This window comes from Spirosoma sp. KCTC 42546 (assembly GCF_006965485.1).
In the GTDB taxonomy this organism is placed as follows: Bacteria; Bacteroidota; Bacteroidia; order Cytophagales; family Spirosomataceae; genus Spirosoma.
This window is the reverse complement of sequence record NZ_CP041360.1, coordinates 1,783,973-1,804,628: the sequence shown is the minus strand read 5'-3', so window position 1 is coordinate 1,804,628 and position 20,656 is coordinate 1,783,973. Positions and strand designations below refer to the sequence as shown.

The window sequence follows — 20,656 nt, the reverse complement described above, 5'->3', positions numbered from 1 at the left end:
GTACTGGTGATCTTTCCTTTATACTGAAACAGCGGTTAAGCTCTGTTCTTTTTTGATTTTGCTCAATGGCCAGTGCTTATCAACCAGGGTAATGAACCAGAGCGTTGCAATGGTAGGCAATAGGTACTTATCCCAGCCAATATGGGCTTTCCCCATCAAGATTAGATTAAGAAGAACGATCCAGCCTGCCAGCCCGCTTTTAGGGCTGGCAAACCGTAGAACCGTCAATAGCATCAGAGCACCAAAAATGAGTTGTTTAGCTGTTCCCACAATCCCTATTAACTCCAGATGTCGGTCAAAAAAACCTAAGTTCTTAACAACAAAAAAACCATCGTACATCTGTTGAGCAGGGAAAAAAGTAATCATCAGACCAATTAGCATAACCCAGCCAATTAACCACGGACGTTGCTTCGATTCAAGCGCGTAGAATTGCAGTTTTCGGGTTAGTAGCAGTTCAGGCAGCACATAGTAAAGGCCAAGGCAGGCCGATGCATACAGAACGAACCCCGGATTATAAGTCAGTTTGTGAACGGTATCATTGTATTTTTGCCGAGCCACTTCAGGAGCAGGCCCAAGCCCGTGCCAGAAAATTACCCAACCAATTAACGTAAGGCCGGCAATAACATAATAAATCAGATAAGGCTTCTTCAGAACCCAACGTACTGATTCCTGCCAACTTATAAAACGAAATACTGCTGGGCTGATTTCATAACAGAGAATAATAGCCGGGAATACAACAGCATATTGCCGGGAACTAATAGCGGCTATAAAAAATAAACAGCTAGCCCAATGCAGCTTCTTTATGTAAAACACCCAGCCCATCAGGATAAACGTGAGTGCTACTATATCGGTGTAGAAGATTGTACTACAAAAATAGTAATACGGGAACAGAACCAGGCCTAGAGCCGCTAACCAGAAACGGCCCGCATTGGGGCTAAGTTTGAGAAAGAGCATCAATATGCCGAAACTCAGGCCAAAATTCAGGATTCTCAAATACTGGATAGAATGGCCGAATGCATTGATAACCCACCCAGCAATCATAAATGGCAATGGAGCAATCACCTCAGGGTAATTATTGAGCAGATGTGCTGATGGAATGGGTTCTTTACTAAATAGAAGAACAGTGGGCCAAAAATGAACCTCATCGCCAAAAAGCGTGAAAGCCAGGTTTCCTCTATATAGAAATATTAATACATAAATGACGCCAAGAATAAGTAGAGCAACAAGTCTATAAAAACGCATACTAAGAGAGTGAAAGTAGGTCTGCGCTCAAAAATAGATTTTAATAAAAGATAAAGCTATTTATTAGTATAAATAATGCTACCAGGTATATAGTAATATAGTAAACGGTCAGGATTTACTCGCGACCAATAAAAGCACAAACCGGTTGCCGGCGATTTGTGCGAACATTTTTACTTCCTATAGAAAATACAGTACTATACTAGGCAAGTGTTGAGACCTGGTGGCCGATCAGCAGCCTAGCTGAACAGGTTATATTTTACAATGCAATAGATGGCTCGGAATCCATCTTTCCAGTTAATTTTCTTTCCCTCCTCATAGGTTCTCCCGTAATAGGATATGCCTACTTCATAAATACGAATTCCAGGAATTTTAGAGATTTTGGCCGTTACTTCTGGCTCAAAGCCAAACCTTTTCTCGTTCAGGCTAATCCCTTTAATTACATCGGCCCGAAACAATTTGTAGCACGTTTCCATATCCGTTAGGTTCAGATTCGTGAACATATTACTGAGAAATGTCAGAAACTTATTACCGATTGTATGCCAGAAGAACAGGATCCGATGTGCATTGCCGCCCATAAACCTCGACCCATAAACAACATCGGCAAAGCCATCGAGAACGGGTTTCAACAGGATATTGAACTCATCAGGATCATACTCGAGATCAGCATCCTGAACAATCAGGTAGTCGCCCGTAGCAGCTTGGATTCCGGTATGTAATGCGGCACCCTTCCCTTTATTAACAGTATGCGCTACATACTGCATTTCGGATGACGGATGCGCTCGAATAAAATTTTGTACAACAGTTTCTGTGTTATCCTTCGAACAGTCATTGACAATAATTATTTCTTTGCTAACCGCAACAGGCAACTGTACATCTACCAGCTTAGTTAGTATCTTTTCAATGGTCTTACCCTCGTTATAAGCGGGTACGATTATGGACAGTTTCATACGTTGTAGCAAGAAAATTACAGCGAACCATACAATTGGTACGCAATTGAACAGAGAACGAACAGGCAACACATTACCAGAATAAGGGCCTCCTGCTGCGTTTCGTTTTTCTGAAGACTACACCATGCCAAACAGGGGGCAATAGTGGCAAATACGGAAATACGCTCGTACAGGTAGGGGAGCGTCACTAATAGTACAGCCGCCCCCAGTAATCCAAAAAATAATGAGTAATGATCTCGGTGAAGTCGTAGCCAGCCAAAGCCAATCACTACATAACTAATGACCCAGCCAGCCTGATAATAGGCACCAAATACCCGTTGGCTTGCTTCGCGGGCAATGGCTATAATATCAGCAATAAAATACAATGCAATAGCCGCTAAAAGTAAGCTCGCAATAACAGTACATGAATAGGTTTTGTGTTCCCTGATATCAGCAATCGTTCTATTGCCAACTAGCCACAGCGTACTTCCAGCCAGCATCAATACGGTACCTAAATAGCCAAATGAGGGTTTCCCATTAACATGGTACTCCTTAAAAAAGACATGATTAACAAATTTCGGCGGATACATACCTCCCCAGGTCAGCCAGGTAATCAAAACGCCTGAAACCGCAAGGAGCCCAAGGATAATAACGCGGCTAACTTCTTTTCCCTGAAGTGGGAATCTGGGCATAAACAAGCCAATAGCCCCCCCGATAAACACTTGAAAATTAACGGCAATTGGTAAAAACAACAGCCCAATTTTCTTATTCTGGCGGGTCAGTGTCCAAAAAATAGAGAAAAGTAAAATACCGGGCAGAAACGGGTGAGCCCGAACGCTATAGATTAACACATAGGGATTAAACAGAACAGCTAAGGCTTTATAGCTGGTGGACCGCAAATGGAATAAAACTAAACCAAGCCAACAGAACAGGGAAAGAATACGACCGAGCAGTAGAAACTGAGCTCCGGCAAAATCGCCGATAATTGCCTGCAACGATGCAACTACCCATAAATAAAACGATGAGATTGACCAATAAGGAGACAGATCCAGAGCAGGCCAAAGCGAATAGGCTTGTTCGAAGGAAGGTAGATAAGCACCTCCTTCATCTCCTCTTGCTTGCTGAGTTAAAACAAAATAGACTAGTATAAATAGGGTTACACTAATTAATCCACCGTAAATCAGCGGGAGTTTTTTTACTGGCATATAAAAATAGCAGGAACGTCAAGTTACCTAGTAGAGCTTTTTTACCAAAAGTGCCACAAAAGTAAATACATTTCCTTATCTATTGTCAATTCAAGTTACCATATAAATCAAAAAATACATTAATAATCATTTTTAGATACATATTTATTACTAAAAATGAACTTATTGCCTATAAAAACATAAGTGATTTGCTGAGAAATTACCTGAAAATCAATTCCTAGTTAGCCGTAAAACCCCTAACTGCCCTGAAGGGGACTTTGCCTGTACTTAGACAAAGTCCCCTTCAGGGCAGTTAGGGGTTTCAGATAGTCTCTGAGATTTCGGGTTACCACTTATTTAACCAAAATTAGCACAGATAAAATGGTATAAGCTATCAGAATCAGGTAGGTTCGGCCATTCAGAAACCCAGGGAATAGTTGTACTAATATATACCCAATAAAGGGCCAGGGTTGAATAAGATAACGCTCAAAAAATGGATGGTTACCCCCAACAAACGCCTGGGAAACGATAAAGAACAGGACAAAAACGATTGAGAATACCAGTCCTTTATCTGTATAATCCTTTGCGCGTATATACGTGCTTATCTGCTCAATAATGATTCCAAGACTGATAAAACTCAGACTGTAAACAACAAACAGAGCTAGCTTGAGAACCAGCTCACCTCTTGCTTCTATCCAGGCCAAACCATGCTCAATAGGGCCACTAAATACATCATCAACAGAAGACGAATCGTGAAAGAAATTGACTCGACATAAAGTTAGGAGCAGCGCGGCCAATACCCCAATAAGTACCGTACGAATGAGCGCTTTCGACTGCCAGTATGCATTGACCAACACAATTGGCGTAAGGTATATACCTGTCAAAGCGAAGGCTGTAAAAGGGCGCAATGCATTGAAACTAACACCCGAACGCAACTTCGACCACTGATGGAAAGCGGGGGGCGTTAAGCCTCCCCAAAGCAAAATCAACCCTACCAAGGGAAGCAGACTAATCCCTATGGCCGTATACAGTAGCCCTCGTTTGACCAGCACGTCTTTCAATCCATACTGTACATAGTACTCCCAATCGGTCAGTACCAAAACGACAAATACGGCAGGCAGGAGAGGAATATAGTAAAAGCGGGCAATCGTAGTGATCCCCAGCAACAGGCAACCTAGAAAAAAAGGCAATAGGCGTTGAAATCGCGAAATTGACAGAAGAAGCAAGCCGATAAACAAAAATATAAGCGAGGGTCCTTCGGTTTCGATTGTAGAAACACTTAAGAAAAAATAAGGGCAAACCAGCATAAACCAGCTCGCGGCCAGAATCTTTTGCTGCCTAGCGACAGACAACGTCTTGATATGCACGTATGTAAATCCGGCCACTAGCAGAAGAGTGGCACAGGTAATAAGTCTAAGCCCGATAAAATCGATCCCAGGAAATAACCTCATCCATAAAGCAAACCAGATATGACTGGCCACGCCCGTGGGGGGTACATGCTTGTATAGGCTTGTCAGGTTAACGCCAGCGTTAGCAAAGGCCCTACTAGCTATTAGGTGGAAATCTTCATCCAAAATACCGTACCGGGCCTCAAGGGCAAGTGCACTCGCAAGGATCAGGTAAACAACACAAATTGCGATAAAATACTGAGGATAAAACTTGCGCCCCTCGGGTATAGATGAATTGTTGGATACAGGAAAATAAGCCTTTGATAACTTCATTAAACTATAGAGGATTGAGTTTCGCGAACGTTTACGCTAAACTGTCAGATTGGCCAGAAAGTTAAACCAGGTAGTCAATGATCATACTTGTAACCAAAATGGCACATTAACTACAATAAAGGTTGATATTGAACTAAGGATGCAGCACGAAATTAAGTGTATTTCACCAGCTATTCTCATTAGTAACTTTCCCTCCTTGGGCAATCGGGCCAACTCCTCTGCTCTATGATAATTTTCAAAAAAATAGTTCAACTATAGTGAGGTATTAAAGTCCAAACTTGTCTATGTTAAGTACTACCCGCTTAACGGACGTTTGTATGCAGCCAGTACCGTTATTTAACGAGCAACCCAATACCGATAACCCGGCCCGACCATCAGCAAACCATCAACCCGAGCCCGTAACCAAAGTGACGGATGATGAATTACTGTTAAGGCAACTATTCATACAGGACGCCCGGCAAGGCTGCGCACTATTGTTCAGACGCTATTATACAAATCTGGTCAATCATGCCGTTCGCTTTGTTTATTCAAAAGAAGTAGCCGAAGATTTAGTGGCCGAAGTGTTCACTGTCTTCTGGCAGGATCGTACGTTTGACCAGATTACTACCTCATATCGGGCCTATCTGTACAAAGCGGTTCGCCACCGGGCTTACAATTACCTGCGCTGGGAACTCCACAAGTCCGATTCGTTAGACCTGGCCGATAACCAATCCATGCCCGCATCACTACAACCCGATCAGGTGCTGCACTATAGTGAACTCCATCAGAAAATTGAATCGGTTATTCAGAATCTACCTCCCCAATGCCAGCGCGCTTTTCTACTCAGCCGAATTGAAGGCAGGAAATACACTGAAATAGCCCAGGACTTGCAAATCAGCACCAGTGGCGTTGAGAAACTGCTCATCAGAGCCCTGGGTAAACTACGGCAGGAACTGAAAGCAGACTGGTTTATTACGCTGGTTTTGTGGCTGGCAACTGGCGCTGCCTATGTAATATGTGAGGTAACGCGTACGCAACTTGTCTAACCGACAAATCATCAATCAGCTATGAAACCGTCGCTTACAAAAACTATTGTCTTTGATTTTTTTGACGGGAAAGCCACGGCTATCCAACGAAAATACATTGAAGCCTGGCTGGCTGATGAAGCTAACCAGGAAACCTACTATCAATACCTCGATGAATGGGAAAGTCAACGCCCGCAGTTCGCCGTAGACGCCGACAAAGCGCTGGATGCCTTCCTTCCTGTTCTGGAGGATACGAATCCCCGCACGCTTCAGCCCAAAATCATAAAAAATACACCGTCGTTCTGGACAAAACACTGGCTGGGTTTGCGTATTGCGGCTTCTGTGCTGCTGGTAAGCTTGCTAGGTGGGTTTCTGTTCCGTGCACAACTACTTTATACGTCCTACCAGACCGCCTACGGACAAACCTCGACCGTTCAACTCTCCGATGGTACATTGGTTGTACTCAATGCCAACTCCACCCTGCATGTACCCCGCTTCGGATTTGGGAGCGATACCCGCGATGTGTTTCTGGAAGGTGAGGGTGAGTTTACCGTAACGCATACGGCCAATAATCAGCGCTTTATTGTGCGAACACCCGGCAACTTTCAGATAGAAGTACTGGGAACCGAATTCGTTGTTTACGCTCGGGAACGGGGTAAACGGGTCTTCCTCAACAAGGGGAAAGTCAAGTTAGGTCTCCCGCAGGGGCAACAACTCTACATGAAGCCCGGTAATGTGGTAACGGTTGCCAACTCGGGACGCTACAAGCTCACTCAATCCGCACCCGCCCGGCCCTATTTAGCCTGGAAAGAGCACTGGTTTTACTTCGACAATACATCCCTGGCCGAAGTGGCGCAACAAATTCAGGAACGCTTCGGGGTGAAGGTGGTCGTTACGGATTCCCTCCTCTCCCAACGACGTATTGCGGGCAATTTCAAGGCAGAGAAAGCGGATGATCTGTTACAGATCCTGTCCGAGCTCCTCAACCTGAACATTGTGAAGACCCGCCATCACATTGAATTAAGTACTCCTAAACAACCTTACTAAACATGTCGCGTTTACGTTTACCCAAAATGGGGCTGGTCTTGCTCGGTTTACTGGGCCAGCAACTGGCACTGGCGCAATCTGTGGTGCTGGCTCGCCAACAAAGTAAAGCATCCCGCATGGCTCAGGCACACCCGGCAGAGGGTCAGAAATTAAAAGAAGTACTTACCGATTTGAGCCGCCAGCATCAGGTCAGTATTTTGTTCGAAGAAACAACTGTGCAGGGAATTACTGTTCCGGCAGATGCACGGCTCCGATCGGGCAAAGTAGAGAAACAACTGCAAAGCCTGCTGAAACCCTACGGTCTGACGGCTAAAAAACTCAACGAACAGGCCTATTACATCATTAAAACACCAGCTAAAGACAACGCTCAATCCAGCAGCAACGGCCAGCCGGAAGCCGGTTTAACCCAATCAGCAGAAGGTGGCATGTCAACAATTCAGCCCTTAAATCCAGCAGCAACTACGCCAATAATTGCTGATGTTCGGGTTAGTGGGCGCGTAACCGGCGAAAACGGTGAAGGCTTGCCTGGCGTCAATGTTGTAATTAAAGGAGCCATCCGGGGCACCAATACGGATACCGACGGGCGCTATCAACTAAGTGTCCCGAATGCCGGAACCACCCTGGTTTTCAGCTTTGTGGGGTATACCAGCCAGGAGGCAATGGTGGGCAATCGAACAACCCTGGACATTCAATTACTTCCGGATAACAAATCCTTGAACGAAGTCGTCGTTGTTGGGTATGGTACCGTCAAAAAATCAGACCTGACTGGTGCTGTTGCCAAAGTTGGTGAAACCAATATTAAAGCTACGCCTATTCCGTCCCTGGATCGGGCCATGCAGGGGCGGGCCGCTGGTGTTCAGGTTGTATCTAACTCAGCAGCACCCGGTGGCAGTTCAACCATTCGTATTCGGGGATCAGGCTCTGTCAATGCCAGTAACGATCCACTGTATGTAATCGATGGATTTCCGACGACCGGGCTCAACTCCATTAATACCGATGACATCGAGTCAATTGAGGTGTTAAAAGATGCATCTGCCACGGCTATTTATGGCTCGCGAGGATCGAATGGGGTGGTACTGGTCACCACCAAGCGGGGTAAAGCAGGTAGAACGGTCATTAGTTACGATGCCTATTATGGGGTTCAAACGGTTCGTCGGAAAATTCCCCTGCTCAATGCCCAGCAGTTTGCCGATTTTGTCAATGAAGCCCGCGTCAACGGCGGTGCACAACCCTACTTCAACGGGAGTTCGGCCGATCAACCCCTCCCCTCGTCCCTGGGCGAAGGTACTGACTGGCAGTCGCAGGTATTACGGGCAGCGCCCATTCAGAGCCACCAATTGGCGGCTTCGGGTGGTACGGACAAATCCCGTTACGCCGTTTCGTTTGGCTATTACAACCAGCAGGGAATCGTGCTGAACTCCAATTTCAAACGCTACACGCTTCGGGCTAACCTGGATAACAACCTGACATCGCGCCTGAAGGCTGGCCTGACTATTCAGGGAGCGTTTACATCGGGGAATAATGCTAAAACAGACGTAGACGGTAATGGCGGTGGTGGTGTGATCAGTTCGGCACTGAGTTATGCGCCTAATTTCCCGGTCTACAACACCGACGGTAGTTATTATAAAAACACGGGTGCTCTCAATGGCTACGGGGTCGATAACCCATTGGCTGTAGCGAATGAAATCACCAACATCGGCACCACGATCCGGTTGCTGGCCAACTCCTATCTCGATTATACCATTACAGAGGGGTTGAACATTCGCACCAGTTTCGGGGCCGATCTGCAAAGTACCAAAACAAACAACTATGCCACCCGGCTGTCGCTGGCAGGTTCGAGTCTGGGCGGTGGTGCCTCCATTTTGACGGGACAAAGCATCGGCTGGCTGAACGAAAACACGCTCAATTACACCCGGCAACTGACGTCGCGTCATAGCCTGAACGCGCTGTTGGGATACACCATTCAGGGATTGACCACCGAAGGCGTGACCGCGAATGCCAATACGTTCACGAATGATTTTGCGCTCTACAATAACCTCGGAGCAGGGTCAACACTGGTAGCGCCGGGTTCATCGGCCAGCGACTGGCGACTGATTTCGTACCTCGCCCGCATCAACTATAGTTTCGATGATCGCTTTCTGCTCACGTTGACCGGTCGGCGGGATGGGTCTAGCCGCTTTGGCCCGAATGAGAAGTTTGGCTTCTTTCCCTCTGGTGCGCTAGCCTGGAAACTGGCCAACGAAAAATGGATAAAAAGCCTGCCTGCCATTTCGGATGCCAAACTACGGCTGAGCTATGGACTATCTGGTAATCAGGAAATTGGCAATTATCGCTACCTGGCCAACATCAGTTCATCGTCGTATATTCTGGGTGGTCAGCTCAATTCGGGAGCTTATACGTCATCCATTGCTAATCCAGATCTGCGATGGGAGAAAAACGCCCAATTCGATGCTGGCCTGGATGTTGGAATCCTCAATAACCGAATCCAGTTCACCGCTGATTATTATATCAAAACCACCTCCGATTTGCTGTTCAATGTAGGCGTTCCTACGTCGTCGGGCTTTTCGACAACGCTCAAAAACATCGGCAGCGTCCAGAACAAAGGACTTGAATTATCCTTAAATACGATCAACATCGACAAAGGTGGGTTCCGCTGGACATCCGAATTTAACATCACCTTCAACCAGAATAAGATTCTGACGCTGGATGGCCGTCAGGAATTTACGACGGGTACCGACGCGGTCATTTTTGCAACGAGCATCAACCCAATCCTGCTGCGGGTCGGTAGTCCGCTGGGAAATTTCTACGGTCGGGTTATGGATGGGATCTTCCAGAATCAGGCTGAAGTAGACGCATCCGCTCAGAAGACCACCGCTAAACCCGGCGACATCCGCTATAAAGACCTGAATAACGATGGGGCCATCAACGACAATGACCGGGCTATCATCGGCAATGCCAATCCGAAGTTCTTTGGTGGGTTCAACAATACGTTTTCGTTTAAAGGCTTCGATCTGAACATTTTCGTTCAGGGTAACTCGGGCAACCAGATTCTGAATTATGGCAGTTTCGACCTGCTGAACCTGACGGGTGGCAACAACCAATCGGCACGGGTTCTGGATCGGTGGACGCCTACCAACCCAAGCACTACGATTCCTCGTGCCAACGGAGCTGGTGGATCGCGCATTCTATCCAGTTTTCAGGTCGAAGACGGCTCGTATCTGCGGTTCAAAAATATCTCACTGGGGTATAATCTCCCCCGTGATTTGTTGAGCCGCCTGGCCATCTCATCGGCCAGGATCTACGTAACGGCTCAGAACTGGATTACCCTGACAAACTACACAGGCTACGATCCTGAAGTAAATCGCTACGGTAGTTCTTCGCTGAGTCAGGGACTCGACTACGGCGGTTACCCAGCGGCCAAGACGGTATTGGTTGGATTGAATTTAAAATTTTAAACCCTTTTGCGAAGAGCCATGAAATTCAATCATATAGCCCCCTTAGTGGCGCTCTTTCTGACGGCCTGCGAAAAGCAACTGGACCTCTCTCCCGTTACAAACCTGACGAATGTTACCTATTACAAAACCGCCGATGATGCAAAAGCGGCTCTGGGTGCCTGCTACTCGGCCATTGGTGGCGGTGACCCCTTTTTGGACTTAGCTACCAGCGATGATGCTATCCCGTTTCTGACTGGATCGGCCGATCGTCCGTTACTCTGGCGGTACAACATTACCCCATCCAACACCTTTATTTCGAACTATGCTGGCGCGTATTCAGGCATAAACCGATCGAACATCGTAATTGGTCGATTGCCGGGCATTTCGATGGATGAAAGCCTGAAAGCGCGCTACATTGCCGAAGCCAGGTTTTTACGGGCACTTCATTATTTTAATCTTGTTCGGCTTTACGGCGATGTGCCCATCGTGACAACCGAAACCACCTCGCTCGATGGGCTGGCGGTTTCCCGCGATCCTGCCGACAAGGTGTATGAGCTACTCATAGCTGATTTAAAAGAAGCAGAAGCGGCCCTACCAAAAACCTACCCGGCCAGCGAGTCGGGGCGGGCTACTTCGGGAGCCGCTAAAGGCATATTGGCTCGCGTGTATTTAACCCGGGCGGGCGTAACAGCAGGCTCGCCTTACTGGGCACAGGCTGCGGCCAAAGCCAAAGAGGTCATGGATATGGGTGTGTATGATCTGTACGCCAACTTCGCCGATGCGTTTGCGCTGACAGCCCGGGGTGGTAAAGAGAATATTTTCGAGATTCAGAACCTGACAGATGTAAAGGGGCACACCTTAGGCAGAGGCTATGGCGTACGTTCCTCGCCCATTTATCCGGGTACCGGTTCAGGCATTGCGCGGCCTTCGCCGGGTCTGTTCAGTTTATATTCTGATAAAGACACCCGCAAAGCGGTAACGTTCCTGACGTCCTATGTCTACAACGGGGTTACCACAACACTCTCCATTACCGATCCCGATTTTACTAAAGCCGTAGCGTTTCAGAAGCTGTGGGACAAAACAGCCAAGACGCTCGAAGGAACCAGCATTCCTATCCTGCGCTACGCCGATGTGTTGCTGATGTATGCAGAAGCCACAAACGAAGCGAATAACGGTCCTACCGCCGACGCTTACACCGCGCTGAACAAAGTCCGTATGCGGGCAGGACTGACGGCGCTGTCGGGGTTGACGTATCAGCAATTTAAGGAAGCTGTTTGGCTGGAACGTCGTCTGGAACTAACCTTTGAGAATAGTCGTCGGTACGATCTCATCCGAACTGGCCAGTTGCTCGACGCCGTGAAAGCGGAGAACAGTTTCGCCCGAAATGCCACCATTCAGCCGTTTCATGTCTTAATGCCCATTCCGCAAACGGACCTGGACGCGAATCCAAATCTAAAGCAAAATCCGGGGTATTAATCGCCACTCATTTTATGACAAACCGTAGAGATTTCCTTAAACAAACACCTTCGTTGATTGGGCTGCTGATGAGCATTCCGGCCCTGGCGCAAACAGCCGCAGGGTTAACCGCAAAAAAATCAATTATTCTCCGGTCGTCCTGGCAAACGGTCAACATCGGCGACATTGGCCATACACCGGGTGTACTTACTTTATTGGAAAAATACCTGCCTGACGTAGAAGTGCGCCTATGGCCCTCCAGCGTCGATAATGGCGTTGAGGCACTACTAAAAAAGCGGTTCCCGAATGTGCCGATTATCAAAAGCCCCAATGAGATTGCGCAGGCACTCAACGAATGTGTGTTTTTACTACACGGTTCTGGCCCGTCGCTGGTGGCGCGTAAAGATGTGGAGCGCTGGCATAAAGAAACGGGTAAACCTTACGGTGTATATGGTATCACATTTCCAGGCGTATATAGTCCAGACCCCAAAGCGGTCGTTACAGCCAACCCGGTAGATGTTGAGCTACTGAGTAAAGCGCGATTCGCCCTGTTCAGGGACTCGATTTCACTGGATTTTGCAAAGAGCCACGGCGTAACCAGTCCCGTCATGGAGTTTTGTCCCGATGGTGCCTTTGCCGTGGATTTACGCAACGACCAGGCTGCAACAACATTCATGAAAGAACATGGGCTGGAAGAGGGCAAGTTTATGTGTGTGATCCCCCGGCAGCGATTCACGCCTTACTGGGATATTCCGAGCAAAAAAGCAGCGTTTGACGAAACAAGAAACGCCCGTAATGAGGCCATGAAAGAGCACGACAACGCGCCACTTCGGGAAGCCATTATCGCCATTGTTCGCCAGACATCCCTGAAAATCCTGATCTGCCCGGAAGACGAAACGCAGGTGAAACTCGGCAAGGAAATCCTGTTCGATAAACTCCCGGACGATGTAAAACCTAAAGTCGTTTGGCGAGACCATTACTGGATTACCGACGAAGCCGTTAGCACCTACATCCGTTCGGCGGGGTTGTTCGGGCTTGAGATGCACTCCCCTATTATGTGCATTGGCAATGGCATTCCCGCTATTGTTGGCCGCTTTGCCGAGCAAACCAGTAAAGGGGTTATGTGGAAGGACATCGGTCTCGGCGACTGGCTATTCGACATGGATAACGAACAGGACGTAGCTCGCTATGTGCCAACGGTGCTGGCTATGGCAAAAGACCCTAAAGCGGCCAAAGCGAAAGCAGCTAAAGGACGAAAGTTCGTTGAACAACGGCAACGGGAAACAATGGGGTTATTGAAGAAAAATGTGACACCACTTTAACCTCATGTTAGTGGGGTTTGGTGGTGTCAGGTTCTTCAACGACACCGTGGTTTTTGTTCGTTCTCGCTTGGCTTTGCCGAGTGAGGGCTATTGTTTCAAGGGCCTCTGGCCCGTTTCTGACCTATTTTGCTATTCACCGGCCAGAGGCCGTCAAAACAATAGTCCTCACTCGGCAAAGCCAAGCGAGAACGAGAGTGACACCACTTTAACCTCATGTTAGTGGGGTTTGGTCTGTTCAGGTCGATGACTCATCAGCCGCCGACTGGTCGAACCAATTGCAGCATATTCACCAGGATTACGCCGGAGCTAAGAAAAAAGTAGCGAACGCGATGGACTTCGTGCGTCAACGGCAAGCATCTACGATGCAGGTCATCAACAAGGCAATTCAAGCCCGAAAAGCGTGACAGACAGTTTTCTAGCTAGTAAACTGTCGCAAAAATGGCTAAGTTTGGCAAGCAGTAGCATTGTTCCGAAAAGGCCACTCTGTACTAACTCGTCAGACATGACTACCCACGTCAATCTCTATTTTGCCAGTCTTATTCTGTTTCTAACACTCGCCTTTAAGCAAGACGTCCCACCCCGACTACAGCTCTTTCTACTCATCGGCCAGTCGAATATGGCAGGCCGGGGCGTACCCGAAGCCGAAGATCAGACAACACATCCGCGCATCTGGATGCTGGCGAAAGATCAGACTTGGGTGCCTGCCCGCGATCCGATGCACTTTGATAAACCCGACGTTATTGGCGTAGGGCCGGGATTCGCCTTTGCGAAACGATTGGCCGATGCTTATCCCGACATGAACATTGGCCTGATCCCCTCTGCCGTAGGTGGCTCGAACATTGGCGTCTGGAAACCGGGGGCTTATTATGAACCCACCAAGTCGTATCCCTATGATGACGCGTTACGTCGGGCCAAAAAAGCCCTCGAAAATGGGCAATTAGCAGGCTTTATCTGGCACCAGGGCGAATCGGACTCAAACCCGGAGAGAGCCATCATCTACGAAGAAAAACTAATCGAACTGGTGCAGCGATTTCGAAACGACCTGAATGCGCCCAATGTACCGTTTGTGGTCGGAACGCTGGGTGATTTTGTTGTAGATCGGGACCCGGAGGCAAAAATCGTCAATGAAGCATTGCAACAGGCTACCAATCACATCCCAAATTCGTATTGCGTACTCTCCTCCGGGTTGACCGATAAAGGAGACTCGACGCATTTCGATACAGGTTCAGCCCGAATCCTTGGTCAGCGATACGCGGATATATTTATCCAGAAGAAATTGGTAAAGAGTATAGACCCGCATCGGCGGACCGACTGATTTTTATGATCAGTATGGTGTAGACGTGATAAAAAAAGCAAATGTGAGCCGTTTTGCCACATACTATTGGCAAAATCATGCCTATTCTTAAAAATCATAAAAATCAGCGGTCTATTGATTTCGTATAATTGCAAAACTATTTCCCTCTCTTAATCACTGATTTTGCCGCATGGCTATTCCTACTGTTTCATCTAAACCGTCCGGCGAGGCTCAATCGGCTCAGGTCGGGCTGTTTGGTCTACCGGTCATTGTAGCTGCTCTGGGCTACTTCGTTGATATTTACGACCTTCTTCTTTTCGGTATTGTTCGGGTTCCCAGTCTGAAAGATCTTGGCCTGACACCTGATCAAATCTCAACTGTTGGGTCCAGTATTATCAACTGGCAAATGGGTGGTTTACTGCTCGGCGGTATTTTGTGGGGAGTTATTGGCGACAAGCGTGGGCGGCTATCGGTGCTGTTTGGCAGCATCATCACTTACTCCATTGCCAATATTGCCTGTGGGTTCGTTAAGAACGTCACGTTCATGGATCCAACAATGTACTACGCACTGATGCGCTTCGTGGCCGGTATCGGGCTGGCTGGTGAGTTAGGCGCGGGCATCACTCTTGTAAGCGAAGTACTGCCTAAGGAGAAGCGTGCCATTGGCACCTCCCTCGTTGCGGGAATTGGCCTTTTTGGGGCTGTAGTGGCCTATTTTACCGTCAAATTATTCGACTGGCAAATGGCCTTTTTTGTAGGGGGTGGTTTAGGCTTCGGTTTATTGCTGTTACGGGTAGGCGTAGTTGAGTCTGGTATGTTTAAAGATGTAAGCGACCAGAAACATGTTAGTCGAGGCAATTTCCTTTCCTTTTTTACCAACGCAAACCGGCTCTCCCGTTACCTCAAATGCATCGGAATTGGGCTACCCACCTGGTTCGTCATTGGCATTCTGGCTACGTTTAGTAATGAGTTCGGTAAAGCGCTGGGCATTGCCGAAGAAATTCAGCCGGGCCTAGCCATTATGTGGTGCTACGTTGGGCTGGCCGTTGGCGATTTAGCCAGTGGTTTCATCAGTCAGGCGTTGGAATCGCGCAAAAAAGCGGTTGCCCTGCTCATGGTGGTTGCCCTCGTTTTTGGTTTGGTTTACCTGTATCTAGGTATAAAAAGTGCCACAATTCTTTATGGTCTTTGCCTGGCTATGGGCTTTGGCATTGGCTATTGGGCTATGTTCGTAACCATTGGTGCCGAGCAGTTCGGGACTAATATTCGTGCCACAGCGGCCACTACTGTACCCAATATGGTGCGTGGCTTAGTCATTCCCATGACGCTGGGTTACCAGGCGCTAAAACCGTCTCTGGATATTATCAATGCTGGCGCCGTTGTCGGTTTAATTAGTTTCCTACTCGGCTTCTATTCTATTTTGAGTATTCCAGAAACACACGGCAAGGATTTAAATTATCTGGAAGAATAAAAAAAGGGGAGGAAGGAAGGAAGGAGAGGGACGAAAGGGAGGAAGGAGGAGAGGGAGGAAAGTAAAAAGCAAGTTCTATATTTTCCATCCTCCCTCTCCTTCCTTCCTTTCGTCCCTCTCCTCCATCCTCCCTTTCCTCCTTCCTCCCTCTCCTCCCCTTTATGCAAACAACTGCTCCTGCCCGAGTTTCCTTCCGCCCACTGTTCGCACTGCCGGTCATTGTGTCGGCGCTGGGTTTTTTCGTGGATGTGTATGACATGCTCATCTTCAGCATTGTTCGCGTGCCGAGTTTACAATCGCTGGGGCTGTCGGAAGAAGAAGTCTCTAAAGCGGGGACGTTTATTATCAATTTCCAGCAGGCTGGGCTGGTAGTAGGCGGTTTTTTGTGGGGTGCCCTGGGCGATAAGCGCGGCCGTATGTCGGTGTTGTTCGGGAGTATCATTACGTATTCCCTCACGAATATTGCCTGTGGATTTGTGCAGGATGTGAATACTTACGCCCTGTTGCGATTTCTGGCCGGAGTTGGTCTCTCCGGCGAAATTGGAGCCGCCATCGTACTGGTATCAGAAACTCTGCCCAAAGCCATCCGAAGTTACGGTTCAGCTATGGTAGCGGGCATTGGCTATCTGGGGGCGGGTGTAGCCTACCTCACTGTCGAATATTTCAACTGGCGAACAGCCTTCTGGGTGGGGGGTGGTATGGGCTTAGCATTATTGCTGCTGCGCGTCAGTGTATTTGAATCAGGCTTATTCAGCCGGATGAAGACGGAACATACAACCGTTAGCCGTGGGAATATTTTACAATTTTTCAGAAGTTGGCCGGAGGCTCTAAAATACTTGCGTTGCGTGACGGTAGGTATGCCCACCTGGTTTGTGGTTGGCATTCTGGCTACGTTCGCCAATGAGTTAGGGCAGGCGCTAGGCATTGAGGAAGTGGTGAAACCAGGCCGCTGTGTCATGATGATCTACGTAGGTATGGCGGTAGGTGATTTACTTAGTGGGCCACTCAGCCATTGGTTACAGTCGCGCCTGAAAACCATTACCGGCCTGTTGCTCCTGGGGTCATTGCTTAGTGGCATCTATCTGTTTGGTGGCATTCACACAGCCAGTGGCATTTATACTGTGTGCTTATTGCTGGGTTTTTGCACAGGTTATATCGCGATGTTTCTGACTATGGTAGCCGAACTCTACGGTACCAATCTCCGCAATACCGCTACTACATCAGTACCCAGTGTTGTACGTGGAACGCTTATTCCCATGACCTTATTTTTTCAGGCGCTGAAGCCTTCTTTGGGCGCGTTGGTGGCCGCGGGAATCCTGGGTGTTATCGTTTATGGGCTTTCCTTCTGGTCGCTCAGCCGAATGGACGAGACATTCGGGAAGGACCTGGACTTTGTGGAATAAATAAATGAATAATGGATAATGGATAATGGATAATGAATAATGGTAATCAGAGTCTTATCATTATTCATTATTCATTATTCATTATTCATTTCCCTAGCACCAGCCATTCATCATTTATTTAAACCGTTTCTCCAGATTACCAGCGTTGCAGGGGTCTAACAACATCATTGGGTTGACAGCTAAAGGTTCAAAACTTAAATCGTTCAACTCAATGAAAACCTCGATCAAATTACTCGCCAGTGCCTTCTTATTCGCGTTAACTATCTCAGCTTCAAGTCCTGTTTTCGCCACCGACGGTACTCCTCAGCACAAAGCGTTTGCCGCCGTTGTGTTCCCATCCATCAATGCATCCAAACTTTGGGTGTGTCTGGAAAAGTACCAGTCCGAAAATAAAATTACCCTCCAATTACTCAATGAAAAGGGAGATATCTTATTCAATGAAACGCTCTGCGGTAAAAACAGCAAGCAAAATGCGTTCCGCCAGCAGTTTGATATGAATGAGCTTGGTGATGGAAATTATACCTTCCGCATAACAGCCGGTGACCAGAAAGAAGATATATCGGTTAAACTCGCAACGCCATCTCTGGAAGCGCCCACCCGAATGATTGCCATTAAGTAAGCAGGACTGCCTGGTAAAGCGTTCTGAAATTATCCATCAACCTCCCGAAAGTCCAACACTTTCGGGAGGTTTTGTTTTAGCGAAAGCGCGTTGTGTAGTGAATAGAAATCCAGTGAATTAGGCTTATAGGAGAGGCCTATTTAAAACGGAACGCGCCGATACTAAAACTTGATCTCCATGACCCGGCTATTTCTTTTACTTACTGCGTTCGTACTTTCTCTTTCCTGTACATCGGCAATAGCTCAAACCAAACTAGATAGCCTGTTACCAATCCGCGGGTTTTGCATTGCGGCTCCCCAGCCCAAACAACTCGATACATTTATCAAGTTTATCAACGAAGAACTCGCTCCCCGCCAGGTAAATACGTTAATTCTTCGGGTTGATTTCAACTACGAATTTGATAGCCATCCTGAACTGCGCGATAGTGTCGCCCTATCGAAACGGGAGGTTAAAAAGCTGGTTAAAGCATGCCAGCGAAATAACATTCGCTTAATTCCCCAAATCAACCTTCTCGGCCACCAATCCTGGGCTAGTAAGACAACGAATCTACTACGCGTTTATCCCGAATTCGATGAAACTCCACACGTAAAAATGCCCGAAAAATACGTTTGGCCTAATGCAGACGGTTTGTACTGCAAAAGTTATTGTCCCTTACACCCCGGCGTTCATGCGGTCGTATTTGCGCTGGTCGATGAAATTTGTGATGCCTTTGAAACGGATGCATTTCATGCAGGCATGGACGAAGTTTTTTACATCGGTGATGAGCAATGTCCGCGTTGCTCAGGTCGTGACAAAGCCGAGTTATTTGCCGGAGAGGTCAATGAAATCCGAAACCATCTGTCCCAGAAAAACCGAAAACTCTGGATTTGGGGCGATCGACTCATTGACGGAAAAACCACCGGTATTGGTATGTGGGAAGGCAGTTTTAACAATACGTACCGCGCTATCGACCTGATCGCTAAAGATGTTACAATTTGCGACTGGCACTACGAACGACCGGACCAAACCGCCGTATATTTTGCCACAAAGGGTCTTAACGTGATTACCTGTCCCTGGCGAAAGCCGAGTTTCGCGATGACACAAACGCAGGACATGGTCAGGTTCCGGAAGTCGGTTACGCCAGTTATGAAAGAGCGATTTCAGGGCATGATGCAAACCGTCTGGTCGGGTGCGGGACCATTTCTGGACGAATTTTATGGCGTAAACGTAAATCCCGCATCGGGCGAAGACACGGCCAGTAACTGCTTTAAAGCCCTATTTGGTGAAATCAAACGGCTTAGTGAGGCCAATTAACTAGTCACAAAAATGGTATCAACTCCATCGAAACCGGCCAGTGCCGTTCTATCGTCAAAGCGTATTTTTTCCATTGATGTCTTTCGGGCATTGACGATGCTCACGATGATTTTCGTCAATGACTTAGGAACCTTGTCTGGCATTCCGCTCTGGTTGGAGCATTCACGCGCCGATCAGGATTTTCTGGGCTTTGCCGATACCGTTTTCCCCTGCTTTCTGGTCATTGTGGGTATGTCGATTCCCTTTGCCATTCGCCAGCGACTCGATAAAGGGGATTCATACGGCCAGATCGTTTGGCATATTGTTTTGCGATCAATCGCCTTGCTGGTGATGGGCGTTTTCTTCGTCAATATCTCCGATCTGAATGCGGCAGCTACGGGCATGCGTTCGGGCTGGTTTGTGATCCTGATGATTCTGGCGTTTTTCCTGGTCTGGAACCAGTATCCTAAACGAGAGGGCACCGCAAAAACCCTTTTCATTGGCCTGCAACTACTGGGCGTAGGCATTCTGATCTACCTGGCTTTCCTATACCGCGGAGGCCCTGATGATCATTTGGTTGGCTTGACACCCCAATGGTGGGGAATTTTAGGGCTTATCGGCTGGACGTATCTCACCTGCGCGATTCTCTATTTATTTCTCCACAAACAGCCGATCCTTCTGATCGCTTGCTGGGTGTTTTTTACCCTCATGAACATAGCAGGTCATGCCGGGTGGCTGCACGCTCTTTGGCCCAATGGCCCCCGCGCCTGGATTCCAGACAATGGCGCGTTTAACTCGCTCGCCTTCTCGGGCGTACTAGCCACGCTTTTACTAACGCGCTTGCAACGCACCGAAAAATCGCAGCAGGTACCGATTCTATTTATTGGCATAGGTTTGCTGTTTCTTATCGCCGGATTTCTGTCCAGAAACTTCTTTATCATCTCGAAAATTCAGGCAACGCCCACCTGGATTTTCCTTTGCTGTGGCATCGCGTTTATTGTCTACGTAGGCATCTATTGGCTGGTTGATTTAAATGGCAAAACGCATTGGTTCGATCTGATAAAAACCGCCGGTACCAGCACACTAACCTGCTATTTACTGCCAGACCTTTATTATAGTATTACCGATTTATCCGGTAGTTCACTCCCCAAATCGCTAACGACGGGCGGTGTTGGGCTGCTCAAATCACTTCTGTTTGCTCTGCTGATTATTGGTATTACGGCGGTGCTGGGTAAGATGAAAATTAAGCTTAAGTTGTAACT

Annotated in this window: 16 protein-coding genes; 12 read left to right on the top strand and 4 right to left on the bottom strand. The window is 47.8% G+C overall.

The window, feature by feature from the left end; all coding sequences use genetic code 11:
• Window positions 1-18: 18 nt before the first annotated feature.
• The 4 genes from EXU85_RS07280 to EXU85_RS07265 form a co-directional block, all read right to left on the bottom strand.
• Window positions 19-1,242 (bottom strand): hypothetical protein, encoded by a 1,224-nt coding sequence (locus EXU85_RS07280; protein WP_142771446.1) that lies wholly within the window; start codon window positions 1,240-1,242, stop codon window positions 19-21.
• Between the two features lie 236 nt (window positions 1,243-1,478).
• Window positions 1,479-2,189 (bottom strand): glycosyltransferase family 2 protein, encoded by a 711-nt coding sequence (locus EXU85_RS07275; RefSeq protein ID WP_142771445.1) that lies wholly within the window; start codon window positions 2,187-2,189, stop codon window positions 1,479-1,481.
• A 17-nt stretch (window positions 2,190-2,206) separates the two neighbouring features.
• Complete coding sequence (locus EXU85_RS07270; RefSeq protein WP_142771444.1) at window positions 2,207-3,373, bottom strand: hypothetical protein; 1,167 nt, start codon at window positions 3,371-3,373, stop codon at window positions 2,207-2,209.
• 332 nt (window positions 3,374-3,705) lie between these two features.
• Window positions 3,706-5,073, bottom strand: coding sequence for a hypothetical protein (locus EXU85_RS07265; RefSeq protein ID WP_142771443.1), 1,368 nt, complete (start codon window positions 5,071-5,073; stop codon window positions 3,706-3,708).
• Between the two features lie 317 nt (window positions 5,074-5,390).
• Here EXU85_RS07265 and EXU85_RS07260 point away from each other — a divergent pair, with 317 nt between their 5' ends.
• The 12 genes from EXU85_RS07260 (at window position 5,391) to EXU85_RS07210 (ending at window position 20,654) form a co-directional block, all read left to right on the top strand.
• Window positions 5,391-6,098: an RNA polymerase sigma-70 factor gene (locus tag EXU85_RS07260; RefSeq protein WP_142771442.1), complete on the top strand. Its 708-nt coding sequence runs from the start codon at window positions 5,391-5,393 to the stop codon at window positions 6,096-6,098.
• 21 nt (window positions 6,099-6,119) lie between these two features.
• A complete protein-coding gene (locus EXU85_RS07255) occupies window positions 6,120-7,124 on the top strand; it encodes a FecR domain-containing protein (RefSeq protein WP_142771441.1) in 1,005 nt (334 codons plus the stop codon).
• A gap of 2 nt (window positions 7,125-7,126) precedes the next feature.
• Window positions 7,127-10,579: a TonB-dependent receptor gene (locus tag EXU85_RS07250; protein WP_246859452.1), complete on the top strand. Its 3,453-nt coding sequence runs from the start codon at window positions 7,127-7,129 to the stop codon at window positions 10,577-10,579.
• A gap of 18 nt (window positions 10,580-10,597) precedes the next feature.
• The gene (locus tag EXU85_RS07245) at window positions 10,598-12,034 is read left to right on the top strand and encodes a RagB/SusD family nutrient uptake outer membrane protein (RefSeq protein ID WP_142771440.1); all 1,437 of its coding nucleotides are present in this window, start codon (window positions 10,598-10,600) and stop codon (window positions 12,032-12,034) included.
• Between the two features lie 14 nt (window positions 12,035-12,048).
• The gene (locus EXU85_RS07240) at window positions 12,049-13,335 is read left to right on the top strand and encodes a polysaccharide pyruvyl transferase family protein (protein ID WP_142771439.1); all 1,287 of its coding nucleotides are present in this window, start codon (window positions 12,049-12,051) and stop codon (window positions 13,333-13,335) included.
• A 275-nt stretch (window positions 13,336-13,610) separates the two neighbouring features.
• On the top strand, window positions 13,611-13,739 hold the full coding sequence (locus EXU85_RS35955; RefSeq protein ID WP_256366032.1) for a hypothetical protein: 129 nt from the start codon (window positions 13,611-13,613) through the stop codon (window positions 13,737-13,739).
• Window positions 13,740-13,837: 98 nt separating this feature from the next.
• Window positions 13,838-14,650 carry a sialate O-acetylesterase gene (locus EXU85_RS07235; RefSeq protein ID WP_142771438.1) on the top strand — a complete coding sequence of 271 codons (813 nt, stop codon included), beginning with the start codon at window positions 13,838-13,840 and terminating at the stop codon, window positions 14,648-14,650.
• A gap of 169 nt (window positions 14,651-14,819) precedes the next feature.
• Window positions 14,820-16,100: an MFS transporter gene (locus tag EXU85_RS07230; protein ID WP_142771437.1), complete on the top strand. Its 1,281-nt coding sequence runs from the start codon at window positions 14,820-14,822 to the stop codon at window positions 16,098-16,100.
• A 161-nt stretch (window positions 16,101-16,261) separates the two neighbouring features.
• On the top strand, window positions 16,262-17,503 hold the full coding sequence (locus EXU85_RS07225) for an MFS transporter (RefSeq protein WP_142771436.1): 1,242 nt from the start codon (window positions 16,262-16,264) through the stop codon (window positions 17,501-17,503).
• 211 nt (window positions 17,504-17,714) lie between these two features.
• Entirely contained in the window at window positions 17,715-18,122 is a 408-nt protein-coding gene (locus tag EXU85_RS07220) for a hypothetical protein (protein ID WP_142771435.1), read from the top strand.
• Window positions 18,123-18,299: 177 nt separating this feature from the next.
• On the top strand, window positions 18,300-19,415 hold the full coding sequence (locus EXU85_RS07215) for a family 20 glycosylhydrolase (protein WP_142771434.1): 1,116 nt from the start codon (window positions 18,300-18,302) through the stop codon (window positions 19,413-19,415).
• A gap of 12 nt (window positions 19,416-19,427) precedes the next feature.
• Window positions 19,428-20,654, top strand: coding sequence for a DUF5009 domain-containing protein (locus EXU85_RS07210; protein ID WP_142771433.1), 1,227 nt, complete (start codon window positions 19,428-19,430; stop codon window positions 20,652-20,654).
• Window positions 20,655-20,656: the final 2 nt, after the last annotated feature.

Bases quoted from the DNA above. Each gene is read 5' to 3' on its own strand.
- EXU85_RS07260 (WP_142771442.1), top strand. From the start codon at position 5,391: ATGCAGCCAGTACCGTTATTTAACGAGCAACCCAATACCGATAACCCG.
- EXU85_RS07245 (WP_142771440.1), top strand. From the start codon at position 10,598: ATGAAATTCAATCATATAGCCCCCTTAGTGGCGCTCTTTCTGACGGCC.
- EXU85_RS07240 (WP_142771439.1), top strand. From the start codon at position 12,049: ATGACAAACCGTAGAGATTTCCTTAAACAAACACCTTCGTTGATTGGG.
- EXU85_RS07255 (WP_142771441.1), top strand. From the start codon at position 6,120: ATGAAACCGTCGCTTACAAAAACTATTGTCTTTGATTTTTTTGACGGG.
- EXU85_RS07280 (WP_142771446.1), bottom strand. From the start codon at position 1,242: ATGCGTTTTTATAGACTTGTTGCTCTACTTATTCTTGGCGTCATTTAT.
- EXU85_RS07220 (WP_142771435.1), top strand. From the start codon at position 17,715: ATGAAAACCTCGATCAAATTACTCGCCAGTGCCTTCTTATTCGCGTTA.
- EXU85_RS07235 (WP_142771438.1), top strand. From the start codon at position 13,838: ATGACTACCCACGTCAATCTCTATTTTGCCAGTCTTATTCTGTTTCTA.
- EXU85_RS07225 (WP_142771436.1), top strand. From the start codon at position 16,262: ATGCAAACAACTGCTCCTGCCCGAGTTTCCTTCCGCCCACTGTTCGCA.
- EXU85_RS07275 (WP_142771445.1), bottom strand. From the start codon at position 2,189: ATGAAACTGTCCATAATCGTACCCGCTTATAACGAGGGTAAGACCATT.
- EXU85_RS07250 (WP_246859452.1), top strand. From the start codon at position 7,127: ATGTCGCGTTTACGTTTACCCAAAATGGGGCTGGTCTTGCTCGGTTTA.
- EXU85_RS07230 (WP_142771437.1), top strand. From the start codon at position 14,820: ATGGCTATTCCTACTGTTTCATCTAAACCGTCCGGCGAGGCTCAATCG.
- EXU85_RS07270 (WP_142771444.1), bottom strand. From the start codon at position 3,373: ATGCCAGTAAAAAAACTCCCGCTGATTTACGGTGGATTAATTAGTGTA.
- EXU85_RS07215 (WP_142771434.1), top strand. From the start codon at position 18,300: ATGACCCGGCTATTTCTTTTACTTACTGCGTTCGTACTTTCTCTTTCC.
- EXU85_RS07210 (WP_142771433.1), top strand. From the start codon at position 19,428: ATGGTATCAACTCCATCGAAACCGGCCAGTGCCGTTCTATCGTCAAAG.
- EXU85_RS07265 (WP_142771443.1), bottom strand. From the start codon at position 5,073: ATGAAGTTATCAAAGGCTTATTTTCCTGTATCCAACAATTCATCTATA.